The sequence below is a fragment of the Pseudomonas sp. PNPG3 genome, from assembly GCF_023093815.1.
Taxonomy (GTDB): domain Bacteria; phylum Pseudomonadota; class Gammaproteobacteria; order Pseudomonadales; family Pseudomonadaceae; genus Aquipseudomonas; species Aquipseudomonas asiatica.
Genome location: NZ_JALLKV010000037.1, coordinates 1 through 16,799, shown reverse-complemented (window position 1 = coordinate 16,799; position 16,799 = coordinate 1). Strand labels below are relative to the sequence as shown.

The 16,799-nt window shown below is 60.5% G+C and carries 17 protein-coding genes, 1 tRNA gene and 1 pseudogene; 13 read left to right on the top strand and 6 right to left on the bottom strand.

Annotated features, from left to right (window positions below):
* Nucleotides 1-60: 60 nt before the first annotated feature.
* Nucleotides 61-549 carry a GNAT family N-acetyltransferase gene (locus tag MJ643_RS21000; protein WP_013970997.1) on the bottom strand — a complete coding sequence of 163 codons (489 nt, stop codon included), beginning with the start codon at nucleotides 547-549 and terminating at the stop codon, nucleotides 61-63.
* 106 nt (nucleotides 550-655) lie between these two features.
* Nucleotides 656-1,765, bottom strand: coding sequence for a GlxA family transcriptional regulator (locus tag MJ643_RS20995; protein WP_044039531.1), 1,110 nt, complete (start codon nucleotides 1,763-1,765; stop codon nucleotides 656-658).
* 99 nt (nucleotides 1,766-1,864) lie between these two features.
* On the opposite strand from MJ643_RS20995, the gene MJ643_RS20990 reads away from it, so the two are divergent.
* From MJ643_RS20990 to MJ643_RS20965, 6 genes and pseudogenes are all read left to right on the top strand, one after another.
* Nucleotides 1,865-2,737, top strand: a complete 873-nt coding sequence (locus MJ643_RS20990; RefSeq protein ID WP_169774993.1) for an ABC transporter substrate-binding protein — start codon at nucleotides 1,865-1,867, stop codon at nucleotides 2,735-2,737.
* Between the two features lie 77 nt (nucleotides 2,738-2,814).
* A complete protein-coding gene (locus MJ643_RS20985; RefSeq protein WP_013971000.1) occupies nucleotides 2,815-3,603 on the top strand; it encodes an amino acid ABC transporter ATP-binding protein in 789 nt (262 codons plus the stop codon).
* Nucleotides 3,603-4,259: an amino acid ABC transporter permease gene (locus tag MJ643_RS20980; protein ID WP_169774992.1), complete on the top strand. Its 657-nt coding sequence runs from the start codon at nucleotides 3,603-3,605 to the stop codon at nucleotides 4,257-4,259. Before MJ643_RS20985 ends, MJ643_RS20980 begins: the two co-directional genes overlap by 1 nt.
* Entirely contained in the window at nucleotides 4,256-4,939 is a 684-nt protein-coding gene (locus MJ643_RS20975; protein ID WP_013971002.1) for an amino acid ABC transporter permease, read from the top strand. Before MJ643_RS20980 ends, MJ643_RS20975 begins: the two co-directional genes overlap by 4 nt.
* Nucleotides 4,940-4,943: 4 nt before the next feature.
* Entirely contained in the window at nucleotides 4,944-6,371 is a 1,428-nt protein-coding gene (locus MJ643_RS20970) for an amidase (protein ID WP_013971003.1), read from the top strand.
* Nucleotides 6,372-6,575: 204 nt separating this feature from the next.
* Nucleotides 6,576-6,710, top strand: a pseudogene (locus MJ643_RS20965) (alanine racemase); the annotation flags it as partial.
* A 121-nt stretch (nucleotides 6,711-6,831) separates the two neighbouring features.
* Here the strand turns inward: MJ643_RS20965 and MJ643_RS20960 are convergent.
* The 3 genes from MJ643_RS20960 to MJ643_RS20950 are packed head-to-tail and all read right to left on the bottom strand — an operon-like array spanning nucleotide 6,832 to nucleotide 9,380.
* On the bottom strand, nucleotides 6,832-7,734 hold the full coding sequence (locus tag MJ643_RS20960) for a transporter substrate-binding domain-containing protein (RefSeq protein ID WP_013971004.1): 903 nt from the start codon (nucleotides 7,732-7,734) through the stop codon (nucleotides 6,832-6,834).
* Between the two features lie 26 nt (nucleotides 7,735-7,760).
* Nucleotides 7,761-8,111 (bottom strand): RidA family protein, encoded by a 351-nt coding sequence (locus tag MJ643_RS20955; protein ID WP_013971005.1) that lies wholly within the window; start codon nucleotides 8,109-8,111, stop codon nucleotides 7,761-7,763.
* Between the two features lie 27 nt (nucleotides 8,112-8,138).
* Nucleotides 8,139-9,380 carry a D-amino acid dehydrogenase gene (locus tag MJ643_RS20950; protein WP_013971006.1) on the bottom strand — a complete coding sequence of 414 codons (1,242 nt, stop codon included), beginning with the start codon at nucleotides 9,378-9,380 and terminating at the stop codon, nucleotides 8,139-8,141.
* A 107-nt stretch (nucleotides 9,381-9,487) separates the two neighbouring features.
* On the opposite strand from MJ643_RS20950, the gene MJ643_RS20945 reads away from it, so the two are divergent.
* On the top strand, nucleotides 9,488-10,393 hold the full coding sequence (locus tag MJ643_RS20945; RefSeq protein ID WP_169774991.1) for a LysR substrate-binding domain-containing protein: 906 nt from the start codon (nucleotides 9,488-9,490) through the stop codon (nucleotides 10,391-10,393).
* A gap of 50 nt (nucleotides 10,394-10,443) precedes the next feature.
* Here MJ643_RS20945 and MJ643_RS20940 read toward each other — a convergent pair.
* A tRNA-Leu gene (locus MJ643_RS20940) sits at nucleotides 10,444-10,528 on the bottom strand.
* Between the two features lie 107 nt (nucleotides 10,529-10,635).
* On the opposite strand from MJ643_RS20940, the gene queA reads away from it, so the two are divergent.
* From queA to MJ643_RS20910, 6 genes are all read left to right on the top strand, one after another.
* Complete coding sequence (gene queA, locus MJ643_RS20935; RefSeq protein WP_013971008.1) at nucleotides 10,636-11,685, top strand: tRNA preQ1(34) S-adenosylmethionine ribosyltransferase-isomerase QueA; 1,050 nt, start codon at nucleotides 10,636-10,638, stop codon at nucleotides 11,683-11,685.
* A 14-nt stretch (nucleotides 11,686-11,699) separates the two neighbouring features.
* Complete coding sequence (gene tgt, locus MJ643_RS20930) at nucleotides 11,700-12,815, top strand: tRNA guanosine(34) transglycosylase Tgt (protein WP_013971009.1); 1,116 nt, start codon at nucleotides 11,700-11,702, stop codon at nucleotides 12,813-12,815.
* Between the two features lie 42 nt (nucleotides 12,816-12,857).
* Nucleotides 12,858-13,193 (top strand): preprotein translocase subunit YajC, encoded by a 336-nt coding sequence (gene yajC, locus MJ643_RS20925; protein WP_003259111.1) that lies wholly within the window; start codon nucleotides 12,858-12,860, stop codon nucleotides 13,191-13,193.
* A 64-nt stretch (nucleotides 13,194-13,257) separates the two neighbouring features.
* Nucleotides 13,258-15,120 carry a protein translocase subunit SecD gene (gene secD, locus MJ643_RS20920; RefSeq protein ID WP_013971010.1) on the top strand — a complete coding sequence of 621 codons (1,863 nt, stop codon included), beginning with the start codon at nucleotides 13,258-13,260 and terminating at the stop codon, nucleotides 15,118-15,120.
* A gap of 10 nt (nucleotides 15,121-15,130) precedes the next feature.
* Nucleotides 15,131-16,039, top strand: coding sequence for a protein translocase subunit SecF (gene secF, locus MJ643_RS20915; RefSeq protein ID WP_013971011.1), 909 nt, complete (start codon nucleotides 15,131-15,133; stop codon nucleotides 16,037-16,039).
* A gap of 119 nt (nucleotides 16,040-16,158) precedes the next feature.
* The gene (locus MJ643_RS20910) at nucleotides 16,159-16,701 is read left to right on the top strand and encodes a glycine zipper 2TM domain-containing protein (protein WP_013971012.1); all 543 of its coding nucleotides are present in this window, start codon (nucleotides 16,159-16,161) and stop codon (nucleotides 16,699-16,701) included.
* Nucleotides 16,702-16,799 lie beyond the last annotated feature (98 nt).

Sequence of the window (16,799 nt, the reverse complement as noted above, 5' to 3'; positions counted from 1 at the left end):
TGTGATTGTTGCAAGGGATTTTGGATCTTCTCGTCCAGCCCCATGCAGTGCCTCGCTGGCTCAGCCGGGTTGGATAAACACCTGTTTCATCTGCACTAACGCCACCCGCGAGCCATCCCACGCCTGCCGTTCATCGATGCCGAACGGCACGAAGCCCAGCTGTGGATAAAGCAGCAGGCCCGCTGTGTTGTGGTTGAAGCACGACACCCAGACCTCCCGGGCTGCGAACTGTTGGCGGGCCAGTTCGATCATGGTAGTTACCAGGTAGCGCGCTACGCCGTGGCCGCGTGCGGCGTGGGCCACGACCACGTTGCCCAGGGCGCACACGCCGCCGTGTTCGGCCTTGTAGAAGTTGGCGAATGCCAGCACCGTGCCGTTGCCCTCCACCACCGTGGAGCCGCTGCGCTGGGCGATGGCATCGTTCAGTTGGGCGGGGGAGAGAGGGTACTTGGCTTTGGGGAACATGTAGAACAGTTCGGCCGGGCTTTGCGGGAAGCTGCAGATTCCAGGGATATCGTCGGGCCGTACGGGGCGGTGGGTCAGGTGCATGGCAAGTCCTTGTGTGCTGGCTGGTCGGGCCACTTCGCGGGCAAGCCCGCTCCCACAAGGGGCGGGGAAGTCATATTCTGCCCCGCGACGGGTCAATGTTCACTATTCATGAAACTGTTTCCCCCTTGGTCGGGGTCGCGTTTCGCATCAGCTCTTTGCGCAATTTGCCGGGGGACATGCCGAACAGGTTCTGGAAATGCCGAATGAAATGGGGAGCATCGGCAAAACCGCATTCGAAAGCGATTTCTCCGATATGTCGATCCGAGCTGATGAGCAGCCAGCGGCCAAACCTGAGTCGAACCTGGCGATAGAACTGGGCCGGAGTACTACTGGTTTCGGCGACAAACAGACGCTCCAGTTGCCGTTTACTGGTACCGACAAGGTTCGCGATCGCGTCGATATCCAAAGGCTCGGTCATGTGCTTTTCCATCAGCATCACGGCTTCGTGCAGGCGCCTGTTCGAAGAGCTGGCGTAGCCGAGTGCCTTGCGCCGATCGACGAAACTGCCAGAACTGCTTTTCGCAACTGTCATCTGGTGAACGACCTTGCCGGCCCGATCCGGGCCGCAATGCATCCCGATAAGATGGATGGCCAACTCGATCACCGAGATACCACCTGCGCAGGTGATCCGATCCTTGTCGATGAGGAAGTCACTGTTGCTGACAAAGCGCAATCGTGGGAACAGACGTTTCCAGTCATCGCAATGGTAGGCATGCACACAGGCAGTACGTCCCTCCATCAGGCTATGTCGCGCGAGCACGAAGCTGCCTGTGCATAGGCCGATCAAAGGCACGTCAGCGGCGGCTGCCTGATGCAGGAATGCCGGATAAGTCTTCGGCGCTGCCTCCAGGTAGTCCAGTAGCCCACCAATCACCACGATGTAATCGAATTGATGAGGGTCGGTGAGTTCACTGTCGATGGGTACATCCAGCCCGCAACTGGAAATGACTCTTTGCCCAGGGGTACCGAGGACTTTCCATTGGCATCGTATCGGGCGGCTCTGATCGCCGGTATCGGCAGCATGTCGCAACGCATCGGTCAGCCCCGAGAGTGACAGCAAGGGGAAGCGCGGCCATAGCACGATACCTATAGACAACTCGGTGGCGCCGCGTCGGCTTGGCGGATGTCGTGCCTGACCCTTGTCAAGCGCTTCCACGAGGCTTGCGCTGGAGGCGTTGGGCAGTGCATCTCCGAAATGTCGCAAATGTTCAATCATTCCTGCAAAGCATCCAACCAGTTATCCCGATCATCACCATACGATGAGCTTCTGCCTAACACCATGCTGTTCATAAAAAAAGCAATCTGGGAGCACGTGATGAAGAAGCCCAACGTTCGACGTTTTGCCGGTATCTACGCGGGTTTGCTGGTATCCATGCTGGCCTCGGTGCCGGCATTCGCACTGGAAACGGTAGAGCCTGGAAGCCTTACTATCGCGTTCACTGGCGATATGCCGGGGACCGGTTATCAAGACAGCCGGATGGTCGGCTATGACGGTGAAATCCTTCAACAAATATCTGAGAAGCTGGGCTTGAAGGTCAAGCCTGCCTTGATGGACTGGGCCAGCACCATCGCTTCGGTACAAGCTAACCGCGTGGATGTCATGGCCGGCACCATGGGCTGGACCGAGCAGCGCGCGAAGATCATGACCGTGAGTGACCCGATTCACTATTTCAAGAACGGCATCACCCAGACCGACAAGACCAACTGGAGCAGCCTCAAAGATTTGCAGGGCAAGAAGGTCGGCACCATCACCGGTTTCTCGTTCATCCCAGAGATGCGCAAGATCGAAGGGTTGCAAGTTGCGTTGTACGACACCTCCGATGCTGCGGTGCGCGATCTTCTCGCCGGACGCATCGATGCAGTGATCGGTGATCCTCCAGTCATGCAATACGCCATTTTTCGCAACGAGCAGTGGCACCTGCGTTTCAACGCCTTCACCGACAACGATCCGAATTTCCCACTGCTTACGGGGCTAGGTCAGGTGGTTTACGGCTTCAACAAAGAGGCCAGCCCGCAGCTGGTGGCTGCCGTGAACGAACAGATCCAGACCCTCTGGAAAAGCTGTGAAATGCGCACGATCGGTGCCCGCTACGGCCTGACTCAGGATGTCTGGTATGTGTCGGAAGGCAAGGACCTGAGGCAGGGGGTCGACCGTCCGGCGGACTGGAAACTGCCCGGCTGCAAGTAAGCGCTTGAGCGGATGAATCGGCCCGGTACCCGGTGCCGGTTCATCGCCATGTCTATAAAAAAAAGAGGTTAACCAAGATGTCGACCCCGTCCGAACCTGCGTTGCTGCGAGTGCATGACCTGCACAAAAGTTATGGTGATCTGGAAGTACTCAAAGGGATCAACCTGGAGTTGAAAGCCGGTGAAACCCTGTCGTTGATCGGCCCCAGCGGGTCGGGAAAGTCCACGTGCCTGCGTTGCATCAATTACCTGGAAAAACCCACTCGAGGTGATATCTGGCTGGGGGATGAGTTGATCGGCCAGGTCAAGGACGGTAAACGCACACGTCTGATGAGTGATCGGGAAATGGCTCCGCAGCGTCGCGAGATCGCGATGGTGTTCCAGCTCTTTTACCTCTGGCCACATTTGAGCGTACGCGACAACGTTGCGCTGGGGCCGATCAAGGCACAGGGTATGCCGCGAAAGCTGGCCTATGAGCTGGCCGATGCCATGCTGGAAAAAGTCCATCTGCGGCATAAAGCCGAGGTCTACCCCGAGCAGTTGTCCGGTGGACAACAACAGCGAGTCGCTATCGCCCGCGCGTTGGCCCAACAACCGAAGGTCATCCTGTTCGACGAGCCGACCTCGGCACTGGACCCCGAACTGGTGGGGGAAGTACTGGCCGTGATTCGTGAGCTGGCGCAAGAGGGCCGCACCATGATCATGGTGACCCATGAAGTGCGCTTCGCTCGGGATGTGGCGGATCGGGTGATCTTCATGGATGGCGGACACATAATCGAGCAAGGGCCTTCGGCGCATGTAATCGACAACCCAAGCCATGAGCGCACCCGCAGTTTTCTTGGGCGCATGGCCATGGAGGGCGCTTGATGGCGAACTTCGAGGTCTTTGTCGGGCTACTGCCTCTGTTGTTCAAAGGCGCGCTCACCGCCCTGGAAATCGTGCTATGTACCTTGCTGCTGGCGAGTGTCGGAGGGGTAGTGCTGGCGGTGTTGCTGACGTTCAGTCGATCACGGGTGTTGCATGGGGTGATCGGCTGTTTCATTGAGTGGATGCGCAATGTTCCTGCGCTGGCTCATTTGTTCCTGATCTATTTCGGTCTCTCCTACCTTGGCATCAACTTGCCCGCGTGGCTGGCCGCCATCGTTGGATTGAGTCTGGTGGGCAGCGCGGTGTTGGCCGATATTTTCCGTAGCGGCTTGCAGTCGCTGCATGTCGGTCAGCATGAAGCCGGGTTGGCTGTGGGGCTGAGCCGGATGCAGATTTTGCGCTGCATTCTCTTGCCCCAGGCCCTGCGCGTGACGTTGCCAGCGTTCGCCAACTACGTCACGCAATTGATCAAGGACACGTCCATCGCCTCGGCCATCGCCGTGCCGGAAATCATGTTCCTTGCGCGCAATCTGGTGACATCCACCTTCCAGACTTCACTGATCTATTTGGCTGTGATGTGCATCTACGCCGCGATGATTCTACCGATCGGTGTGGGATTCATTCGCCTCGAACGTCATTTTGGGAGCGCGCGATGATCAGCTTTTTCCAACAGTACCCAGAGTACTGGAGCGACTGGAGTGCTCGCCTGTTGCTCGGGGCACGGATCACTGCCGAATTGTCCCTGGTGGGGTTCGCCCTGGCAGTCGTGCTGGGGGCGTTGTTGGTCTGGGCGATGAGAAGTCCGAGTGTCATCCTGAAACGGCTGGCAGCGTTCTTTATTCAGAGCATGCGCGCTGTGCCTCTTCTGGCGTTGCTGCTGGCCCTGTATTTCGCATTGCCCAGCCTGGGGTTGACGTTGTCCGGCTACTGGGCCGGGGCCATCGGTCTGGGGTTGCAGGGTGCCGCTTACGTTGCGGAAATCCTTCGTGGCGGCCTGGATTCGCTGCATCGCGGCCAGCGCGAAGCCGCTATCGCCATCGGACTGACGCCGCTCAGAGCGTTTACTACCGTCATCCTGCCGCAAGTGATTCGCGTCATACTGCCACCACTGCTTAACGCCTACGTGTCAATCCTCAAGGACAGCTCATTGTGCGCTCTGATCGCCACCGATGAGTTGATGCTGGCGGCGCGGGCCATCGCTTCGGAAACCTTCCTGCCAATGCATGTCTTCCTGCTGGTAGGACTCTTCTATTTTGTTATCGCCTTCCCTCTTTCAATGCTGTCGCGCGTGCTTGAAAAGCACTTTTCACGCGGGCGCAAAACCGTGCGAGGTTGAACATATGAGCATCATGGATCGAGTTACTTCCCACAGCATTGCCCAGTTGCAGCAGGCACTGCAGGCGGGATCGCTGACTAGCGAAGCGCTGGTTCGTGCGCAACTGGCGCGCATCGAGCACTTTGACGAGCAGCTCAATGCCTATGTCGAGACCTATCCCTCGCGCGCTTTGAGCGCAGCCATCGCCGCTGATCGCCAGCGTGCGTCCGGTATACACCTGGGACCGCTGCATGGCATTCCTCTGGCTATCAAGGACTTGTTCGAGATCGATGGCCAGGCCATCACGGGCGGGTCAGTGGCACAGCAACCGCGTGTTTCGAGGGTGACCGCCACTGCAGTGCAACGCCTGGAACGTGCTGGTGCAATAATTCTTGGCAAGACCCATACCGTCGAATTCGCCTTCGGCGGCTGGGGCACCAATGCGGTGATGGGCACGCCATGGAACCCATGGGACCGTAACGTGCATCACGCTCCGGGGGGCTCAAGCAGCGGTTCGGCAGTGGCCGTGGCCAGTGGATTGGCGAGCGCTGCGTTGGGCACCGATACCGGTGGTTCGGTACGAATTCCGGCGGGCATGTGCGGCCTGGTCGGGCTGAAAACCACGCGTGGGCTTATCAGTCGCCATGGCTTGATCGAACTGTGTCCTTCGCTGGATTCGGTAGGGCCTATCACTCATACCGTTGAGGATGCGGCGTGGATGCTGGATGCATTGCTGGGGCCAGACCCGCTGGATCCGGTTTCGGCCCAGGCGCCTGTATTCAGCGCCGCAAACGGTCTCAATAAGCCGGTAGCCGGTTTGCGCATCTGGGTGTTGCCACAGGCCGAACGAGCGCATGTCGCGCCCGGGGTGCTGAAGGCTTACGATTTGGGGCTCGAGCAGCTGGCCGCGTTGGGCGTGCAACTGATAGAGCAATCGCTACCCACCACGTTGGAACAGTGCATGCGCATCGCTGGTGGACTGATGAGCGCCGAAGGTTATGCCAGCCTGGGTAGCTTGTTCGAGCGCGACGATCTGCGTTTCGATCCCCATGTTCAACGTCGCATACTCAGTGGTCGCGACATCGACGCAGCGTCGTACATCCAGTTGCATAATCAGCGCCGTGCCGCTCGGCATGCCATGCAGGAGGCCATGACCAACATAGACGCCTGCGTTTTCCCGACCAACGCTATTGGCAGTGTGCCGCTGGATGAGGTCGATGAATATGGCACACCGCTGGCCTTGTTGGGACGGTTCGCCAACTTGCTGAACCTGTGTTCGGTGGCGGTGCCCATCGGGTTCGATGAGAAAGGCATGCCGGTCTCGATGCAGATTGTGGGGCGGGCATTCGCCGAACCGCTGATTCTGCGCATTGGCCATGCTTATCAACAGGTCAGTGACTGGCACACGCTACGGCCTGAGGGCTGGGCGCTGGCAGACAAAGCGGTTGCGTGATCCATGTGACGGTTTGACATATCCCTGAGTATCACCTTGGCAGCATTGCAAGCTGGCCGAGGTGGAAGGGGCATTGCCGTACAAGATGGAGGAGCTGGTCAGTAGCCTCGATTATGCTCGACAAATGGCCGCTATTGCAGAAAAACATGGGCAGCGACTGAGAAGGTCCACCTGGCCTTGAGCGCAGGTGGCATGAGCCGTAACGGTAAACAAGGAGACAGCGAAATTACCCAGAGTGAACTTGAAGAACTCAGCGGAACTTTGCTGGTGGACCTTGCTACTACCGTATGGGGGAGTAGCAATCCTCAAACCTTGGTGACGGATAAAGCTTCCGACTAACCAGTGGGGGGGTGGTCGCTACTGTGGTGGTAACGCTCACGCAGTAGCGACTTTTGGCAGTACCGCGCTCGCAGGTCCCTGCCGGCCCGTAATCTTCATGGGTATGAGCGGGGAGCAGAAGCTACTGCACCGGATCACTCACCGGCTTGGCAAAGATGGCCTTGAGTTCGCTGGTCATCGGGAACTCCAGGTTCAAGCCTTTAGGCGGAATCGGCTGTTCGAACCAGCGCTGGTAGATCCCGTTGATCTCCCCTGAGCTGTACAGTTCGCCCAGCGACGCGTTCACCAGCGCGAGGAACTGCGGGTCATCCTTGCGCACCATGCAGCTGTAGATTTCCCGCGACTGCTCTTCCCCGACCACCACCCAGTTGTGCGGATCGCGAGCCTTGGCGCGTTCGCCGTAGAGCAGCGCATCGTCCATGTAGAACGCCGCCGCCCGGCCGGACTGCAACATCTGGAAAGCTTCACCATGGTCCTTGGCGCTGATCACGTACATGTCCATCTTGTTATCGACGTTGTAGCTTTTCAGATAGCGTTCGTTCGTGGTGCCTGCAGTGGTTACCACATTCTTGCCGCGCAGGTCGGTGAAACTCTTGATTCCGCTGTCTTTGGCTGTCAGTAATTGACCTTTGACATAGATGAACCCGTAGGAAAACGCCACCTGCTTCTGGCGCTCTGCGGTGACGCCGGTCGAGCCGCACTCCAGGTCAACGGTACCGTTCTGTACCAGCGGAATGCGGGTTTGCGATGTCACCAGGTTGTACTTCACCTTGAGCTGGGGCAGTGCCAGCTTTTGCTGTACCCGCTCGACGATCTTTTTCGCCAGGTCTACTGAGTAGCCCATGGGTTGTCCCGAATGGTCTCCCACGTAGGAGAACGGCACCGAAGCATCGCGATAGCCCAGGGTAATGCTGTTGGCTCTGGCAATCTTGCTCAGGGTAGGCCCCAGCGCTGCTTCGTCAGCATGGGCCTGGGTGCCTAGCAACAGGCCAAGGGTGCAGCCGATCAACGTGATTTTTCGCATTGTTATTCTCCGTTGTAGGTGAGGGGTTAGCGACGTGCTGCAATAACGGTTATTTCCACCAACACCTGCGGACGCGCCAGTTCGGCCTGCAAGGTGGTGCGACTTGGTGCCTGGCCGGGCGACAACCAGGCGGACCACACTTCATTCATCGCAGCGAAATCTTTACCGATGTCCTTCAGGTAGATGGTCGCGCTGAGCAAGTGATCCTTGTCGCTGCCCGCCTCGGCCAATAATGCGTCGATCTTTTCCAGCACTTGGCGAGTCTGGCCGCCGGCATCGGTGGCGTCGTCCGGCACCTGGCCAGAGAGAAACACCAGGTCGCCGAAGGTCACGGCGCCGGACAAGCGTGGATTGGGCTGGATACGGTTAATGGTCATCGGGTGGTCCTTCTAAGGAGTTAGCGTTCAAGCTGCGCGGGGCGTAAAACCCTGCAGGTCGATGGAGGGGCGGCGCTGGCCGATCAGTTCACTGAGCAATCGTGCACTGGCGCAGGCCAGGGTGAAGCCCAGCGCACCATGGCCGAGGTTCAGCCACAGATTGCTATACGCCGTTGCGCCCAGCAGCGGTACGCCGCTGGGGGTCGCCGGCCGCATGCCGGCCCATTCGATGGCGTAGTCGTAGTCACCAGCATTGGCGAAGGTTTCACGGGCCTGGCGTTTTAGCAGGGCCAGGCGCTTGGGGTCCAGCGACGGATCGAAACCGACAATGTCGACCATCGCCGCCACCCGCAGCTGTTCGCCAATCCGGGCGTAGACGATCTTGCGATCGTAGTCGGTGATGCTCAGGTCCGGCGCCTTGTGCTGTGCGCCGATCGGTAATGTCAGGCTATAGCCCTTGAGTGGATACAGCGGCAGGTCGATGCCCGGCAGTGCCAGCAACGCACTGCGATGGCCGGCCGCAACCACCAGGTGCTCCACCGGCAGCACTTCGTCGTCCAGTTCAATCGCATTCACCACGCCATGCGCATGGCGAATTGCGGACACCGCCTGGCCCAGGCGGAACTTGCAGCGTCCCGACGCCTGCAGGCGCGCCGCCAGTTGCTGGCAAAAGCTGTGGCAATCGCCGACTTCTTCATCCGGGGTATAGATGGCGCCGACAAAGGGCGCCTCTGCCAGTGCCGGGTCCAGACGGGTGCAGTCGGCGTGCGACAGCACCTGTTGTTGCTGGGGCGCGGCAAGGTTCTTGCGCGCATGTTCGAAGCTGCTGGCCTGGCGGAAGGTGACCAGCTTGCCGTTGCGCCGCCAGTTGAAACCGTCCAGGCCATCCTCTTCTCGCCAGGTTTGCAAGGTCGATTGGCTCAACAGCGCGAGGCGCAACAGGTGGCCTGCGTTGGCGCGGTTGACCGAGGAGCGGCAAGCACCAAGGAATGCTGCCATCCAGCGCCATTGGGCACGATCGAAGCGCGGGCGCAATCGCAGCGGCGATTCACCGCGCAGCATCCAGCCAAGGGCCTGCAATGGCACACCTGCGTCGGCCAGGGGCGCCACGTACCGATAGGACAGCTGGCCGCCGTTGGCGAAGCTGGTTTCACTGCCCAACGAATCGCGAGCCTCGATCAGCGTCACGTCAAAGCCGTCGCGTACCAGTGCGTAAGCGGTTGACAGGCCAATGACGCCACCGCCGATGATGCATACATGCTGAGCCATGTCAGTCCTTGGTCGTGGTTGGAACGAGGCTGAGGTTAGGGCCAGGTGACAGGTGGCGAAAAATGAATAAAGATCGCTGAGCCATAAACAAAGGTTATGGACTTGCCATGCGCCTTCGCCATATCGAGATTTTCCAGGCCATCCGCCAGACCGGCTCGGTCAGCGGTGCCGCACAGTTGCTGCACGTTTCCCAACCTGCCGTGACCAAGGTTCTGCAGCACGCCGAGCAGCAACTGGGCTTCCCGTTGTTCCTGCGGGTGCGCGGCAAGCTGCAGCCCACGCCCGAAGCGCTGGAGCTGGAGCGTGAGGTCGACAAGGTAACGGAGAGTCTGCAAGGGGTGCGACGCCTGGCGCAAAGCCTGCGTCGCGCGCCAGGCCACAGCCTGCGGATCGGTGCGACCCCGGCACTGGCCCTGTCGCTGCTGCCGCCGGCCATTCATGAATGGACCCAGCGTTATCCGGATATCGCCTGCGAGTTGTCCAGCGCCCACAGTCGCGAACTGGTGCAGAACCTGTTGATGCGGGAGATCGATGTCGCCCTGACCTTGCAACAGCCAGATCACCCTGCGCTCAAGGCTCAGGCGCTGGCCAGCGGGGTTTTGGTGGCATTGGCACCGGCAGGTTATTGGCCGCTGGAAGATGAAGGCAAGCCGCTGCGGTTGGCGGCACTGGCCGGTGCGCCCATGATCGGACTGTCCAGCGCCGACCCGCTGTCGGTGCGCCTCGAAAGCTACCTCAAGGCGGTGGAGCCGCCGCCACGGGTGAGCATTGCGGTGCAAACCTATTCACTGGCCAGGGCGATGGTCGAATCCGGTGCTGGGCTGGCGGTGATCGATCCCTTCACCGCACTTGGCGCGGCGCCTGGGGCGACCGCGATCAGGCCGCTGGCCCCGGCGCTGCCGATTACCTTGTATGCGGTGACCCGCACTGCCGAACCGTCACCGCATACATTGAGCGAGCTGCTGACGATTTTCAGCAGCCGTGCCCAGGGGCAGCTGGATCGCTGGCGTTGACCGGACGGGCAAAAAAAAAACCGACCATAAGGTCGGTTTTTTCCGGATCTTGGTGCCCCGAGGGAGACTCGAACTCCCACTCCTTTCGAAAACGGATTTTGAATCCGCCGCGTCTACCAATTCCGCCATCAGGGCTTGTGGCGCGCAGTATAGAGAGCCACCGCTGGTCGGTCAATCGGCTTTCATGGTCAATTTTCACACATTGGGCTAAACTTCCCGGCCCTGCCGAACCGAACATCATCATGCGCGTCGCCGATTTTTCCTTCGAACTCCCCGATTCCCTGATCGCCCGCCACCCGTTGGCCGAGCGCCATGGCAGCCGTCTGCTGGTGCTCGATGGGCCAACCGGCGCGCTGGCGCACCGGCAATTCCCCGATCTGCTCGAGTACCTGCGCCCCGGCGACCTGATGGTGTTCAACAACACCCGGGTGATCCCGGCGCGGTTGTTCGGCCAGAAAGCTTCCGGCGGCAAGCTGGAAGTGCTGGTCGAGCGCGTGCTCGACAGCCATCGGGTGCTGGCCCATGTGCGCGCCAGCAAGGCGCCCAAGGTAGGCGCGGTCATCCTCATCGATGGCGGCGGCGAGGCCGAAATGGTCGCACGCCATGACACGCTGTTCGAGCTGCGCTTCACCGAAGAGGTGCTGCCGCTGCTCGACCGTGTCGGCCACATGCCGCTGCCGCCGTACATCGACCGCCCCGACGAGGGCGCCGACCGTGAGCGCTACCAGACTGTGTACGCCGAACGAGCCGGTGCAGTCGCCGCACCGACCGCAGGCTTGCACTTCGATGAGGCGTTGCTGGAGAAGATTGCCGCCAAGGGTGTAGAGCGTGCCTTCGTCACCTTGCACGTGGGCGCGGGCACCTTCCAGCCGGTGCGGGTCGACAAGATCGAAGACCACCACATGCATAAAGAGTGGCTTGAAGTGAGCCAGGAGGTGGTCGATGCCATCGAGGCTTGCCGCGCCCGTGGTGGCCGGGTAATCGCAGTCGGCACCACCAGCGTGCGTTCGCTGGAGAGCGCAGCGCGCGATGGCGTGCTCAAGGCCTTCAGTGGCGATACCGACATCTTCATCTACCCGGGCCGGCCGTTCCATGTGGTCGACGCCCTGGTCACCAACTTCCACCTGCCGGAGTCCACGCTGCTGATGCTGGTCTCGGCCTTCGCCGGCTACCCCGAGACCATGGCCGCCTACGCGGCAGCGGTCGAGCAGGGGTACCGCTTCTTCAGTTACGGTGATGCCATGTTCATCACCCGCAATCCGGCGCCACGCGGGCCCGAGGATCAAGCATGAGTCGCACCTGTCGAATGTCCTTCGAACTGCTGGCCACCGACGGCAAGGCCCGTCGTGGCCGCATCACTTTCCCACGTGGCACCGTGGAGACTCCGGCGTTCATGCCGGTGGGCACCTATGGCACGGTCAAGGGCATGCTGCCACGCGACATCGAAGCCATCGGCGCCGAGATGATCCTGGGCAACACCTTCCACCTGTGGCTGCGCCCGGGCACCGAGGTGATCAAGAAGCACAACGGCCTGCACGACTTCATGCAGTGGAAAGGCCCGATCCTCACCGACTCTGGTGGCTTCCAGGTGTTCAGCCTGGGCGCCATGCGCAAGATCAAGGAAGAGGGCGTGACCTTCGCCTCGCCGGTCGATGGCGCCAAGGTGTTCATGGGCCCGGAAGAGTCGATGCAGGTGCAGCGTGACCTGGGCTCGGACGTGGTGATGATTTTCGACGAGTGCACCCCGTACCCGGCCGAGCACGATGTGGCGCGCGCGTCCATGGAGCTGTCGCTGCGCTGGGCCCAGCGCTCGAAGAACGCCCACGCCGACAACACTGCGGCGCTGTTCGGTATCGTCCAGGGCGGCATGTACCAGGACCTGCGCATGCGCTCGCTGGAAGGCCTGGAAAACATCGGCTTCGACGGCCTGGCCATCGGTGGCCTGTCGGTGGGCGAGCCCAAGCACGAAATGATCAAGGTGCTGGATTACCTGCCGGGCCAGATGCCTGCTGACAAACCTCGTTACCTTATGGGGGTAGGCAAACCGGAAGATCTCGTTGAGGGTGTGCGCCGCGGCGTCGACATGTTCGACTGCGTGATGCCGACGCGTAACGCGCGCAACGGTCATCTGTTCGTCGATACAGGGGTGATCAAGATTCGCAATGCGTTCCATCGCCACGATGATTCGCCGCTGGATCCGACCTGTGACTGCTACACCTGCACCAACTTCTCCCGCGCCTATCTCCATCACCTGGACAAGTGCGGCGAAATGCTGAGCAGCATGCTGAATACCATCCACAACTTGCGCCATTACCAGCGCTTGATGGCCGGTTTACGCGAGGCTATTCAACAAGGTAAATTGGCCGCCTTTGTCGACGCCTTCTACGCCAAGCGCGGGCTTCCTGTGCCGCCTTTGGACTGACTGTCTGCATCCATTATTAGAAAATTACATTAGGAGTGCCCAATGAGCTTCTTGATCCCCGCCGCTTACGCGGACGCCGCTGCACCTGCCGCCGGCCCAGCCGGTACCGGCTTCGAGTGGATTTTCCTGGTCGGTTTCCTGGTCATCTTCTACCTGATGATCTGGCGCCCGCAGGCCAAGCGTGCAAAAGAGCAGAAGAACCTGCTGAGCAACTTGCAGAAGGGTGACGAAGTTGTCACCAACGGCGGCATCGCCGGCAAGATCGTCAAGGTTTCCGATGATTTCGTGGTCCTGGAAGTTTCCGACAACGTCGAGCTGAAGTTCCAGAAGGGTGCCATCGCGGCCACCCTGCCAAAAGGTACGCTCAAGGCTATCTGAGTTACCGGTTTCATTTTTCCAGTCGGGGCGCGCAAAGCGCCCCGCGTCTTGAACGGGCGGCGTGATGCTGAACAAATACCCTCTGTGGAAATACGCACTGATCGTGCTGGTACTGGCGATCGGTTTTATTTATTCCGCTCCCAACCTCTACCCGGATGATCCGGCGGTACAGATCAGTGGTGCCAGTTCGGCGCTGCAGGTGAACCAGGCCGACCTCGACCGCGTCAGCAAGGCGCTGGTTGATGCCAAGATCGCCGTCAAGGGCGTGAGCCTGGGTGAGAAGGGCAGCGGGCTGATCCGCCTGACCAATCAGGAAGACCAGCTACCAGCCAAGGATGTAGTGCGCAAGGCACTGGGCGATGATTACGTCGTGGCCCTGAACCTGGCCCAGACTACCCCGCAATGGCTGCGCAACCTGGGCGCAAGCCCGATGAAGCTGGGCCTGGACCTGTCAGGTGGTGTGCACTTCCTGCTGGAAGTGGACATGGACAAGGCCATGAACGCCCGCATGAAAGTCTACGAAGGCGAGGTCAAGACCTTGCTGCGCAAAGAGCGCGTCCGCTACCGCAGCCTGCCGCAGCAGGATGGCGGCATCATGCTGGGCTTCGCTGACGATGCTACCCGCGAACAGGCTCGTGTCCTGATCCGCAAGAATTTCAATGACTTCGACCTGACCACCACCGAGCGCAACGAGCTCGCCGTGCTGCGTCTGGCGCTGACCCAGGCGAAAGTCGCCGAGATCCGCGAATACTCGATCAAGCAGAACCTCACCACCGTCCGCAACCGGGTCAACGAGCTGGGTGTGGCCGAGCCGCTGGTACAGCGCCAGGGCGCCAACCGCATCGTGGTCGAGCTGCCAGGCGTGCAGGACACTGCCGAAGCCAAGCGTATCCTGGGTAAAACCGCCAACCTGGAGTTCCGCTTCGGTGCCGAGCCAGGCGCATCCAAGGCCACCACCGAGGTGTTCGAGTTCCGTGAAGGCGGCCGTTCCGCCGCGGTCGAGCGCGGCCTGATCATCACTGGTGACCAGGTAACCGACGCCCAGGCCAGCTTCGACGAACAAGGTCGCCCGCAGGTGAACATCCGCCTGGATGGCCACGGTGGCGAGCTGATGACCCGCGCTACCCGCAGCAACGTCGGCCGCAGCATGGCGGTGATCTTCATCGAGCAGAAGCCGGTCACCCGCTACGTCAAGCAGACCGTCGACGGCGTCGAGAAGGACGTTGCCGTACAGAGCTTCCAGGAAGAGAAGAAGATCATCAGCCTGGCGACCATCCAGTCGCCGCTGGGCAGCCAGTTCCGCATCACCGGCCTGAACGGCCAGGGCGAATCGTCCGAACTGGCCCTGCTGCTGCGTGCCGGTGGCCTGGCTGCGCCGATGTACTTTGCAGAAGAGCGTACCATCGGCCCAAGCCTGGGTGCCGACAACATCACCAAGGGTATCGATGCGTCGCTGTGGGGCATGCTGTTCGTCTCGCTGTTCATCATCGCCATCTACCGCGCCTTCGGTGTGATCGCCACCATCGCCCTGGCAGGCAACATGGTCCTGCTGCTGGCACTGATGTCGCTGTTGGGCGCCACCCTGACCCTGCCGGGTATTGCCGGTATCGTGTTGACCATGGGTATGGCGGTGGACGCCAACGTGCTGATCTTCTCGCGTATCCGCGAAGAGCTGAACGCCGGCATGTCGGTGCAACGCGCCATTCATGAAGGCTTCAACCGCGCCTACACCGCGATCATCGACGCCAACCTGACCAGCCTGCTGGTCGGCGGCATCCTGTTCGCCATGGGTACCGGCCCGGTCAAGGGCTTTGCGGTCACCATGTCCCTCGGGATTTTCACCTCGATGTTCACCGCCGTCATGGTGACCCGTGCAATGGTCAACCTGACCTGCGGCGGGCGTGACATCAAGAAGCTGTGGGTTTGAGGGAGCTGCGATGAAAACCATCAACTTCATGGGCGTGCGCAATGTCGCGTTCGCCGTTACCGTGCTCCTCACCGTGCTGGCTCTGTTCAGCTGGTGGCAGAAGGGCCTGAACTTCGGCCTGGACTTCACCGGCGGTACGCTGATCGAGCTGACCTACGAGCGCCCGGCCGACCTCAAGGCGGTGCGTGCCGAGCTGGTCAATTCCGGCTTCCACGAAGCAGTAGTGCAGAGCTTCGGTGCCACCACTGACCTGCTGGTGCGCATGCCGGGTGATGACCCGCAGCTGGGCAACAAGGTAGCTGAAGCCCTGCAGAAGGCTGGCGGCGACAATCCGGCCAAGGTCAAGCGTGTCGAGTTCGTTGGTCCGCAGGTGGGTGAAGAGCTGCGCGACCAGGGTGGCATGGGCATGCTTCTGGCCCTGGGCGGCATCCTCATCTACCTGGCCTTCCGCTTCCAGTGGAAGTTCGCCGTGGGCGCGATCGTCTCGCTGATCCACGACGTGGTGGTGACCCTGGGTATCCTGTCGTTCTTCCAGATCACCTTCGACCTGACGGTGCTGGCAGCGGTGCTGGCGATCATCGGCTACTCGCTGAACGACACCATCGTCGTGTTCGACCGGGTGCGCGAGAACTTCCGCGTCATGCGCAAGGCCTCGCTGATCGAGAACATCAACGTTTCCACCACCCAGACCCTGCTGCGGACCATCGCCACCTCGGTTTCGACCTTGCTGGCCATTGCCGCGCTGCTGTTCTTCGGTGGCGACAACCTGTTCGGCTTCTCGCTGGCACTGTTCATCGGCGTCATGGCCGGTACCTATTCGTCGATCTATATCGCCAACGTGGTACTGATCTGGCTGAACCTGAGCAGTGAAGACCTGATCCCGCCAGCCAAGACCGATGGTGTGGACGACCGTCCATAAGGCGTGCTCCACGCCGTTTGGCGGCCAAAAAGGCGCGAGTGTTGAACTCGCGCCTTTTTTTTTACTCCAAGGCTGGGAGAAGGCGGGTCGGACCCGCGGGTGATGATCAGGAGGTTCATGTGAACAAATCAATGCTTGTGGGTGCGGTACTGGGTGCTGTCGGTGTGACTGCCGGAGGTGCTGTCGCGACCTACAGCTTGGTCAACAAGGGGCCTGAATATGCACAGGTCACCGACGTGCAACCGATCAAACAACAGGTAAAAACCCCCCGTGAGGTCTGCAAGGACGTCGCCGTGACGCGTCAGGCGCCGGTCAAGGACCAGCACCAGATCGCCGGTACCGTGGTGGGCGCCATTGCCGGTGGCCTGCTGGGTAACCAGATCGGTGGTGGTAGCGGCAAGAAGATCGCCACCGTTGCCGGTGCGGTCGGTGGTGGTTATGCCGGTAACAAGGTGCAGGAGGGCATGCAGGAGCGTGACACCTACACCACCACGCAAACCCGCTGCAATACGGTCAACGATATCAGTGAGAAGGTGGTGGGCTACAACGTGAAGTACACCATCGGCGACAAGGTCGGGCAGGTGAAGATGGATCACGAGCCCGGTTCGACCATTCCACTGGACAAGAATGGCAAGCTGATCCTGAGTGAAGCCGGCCAGTAAGGCCGCATGGCTTCGACAGGCATAAAAAAAGCACCCCGAGGGGTAATGCCAGTCAGTTAAGACTGACGCTTTGAGCTTTAGCCCGTAGGCCGCAAAAT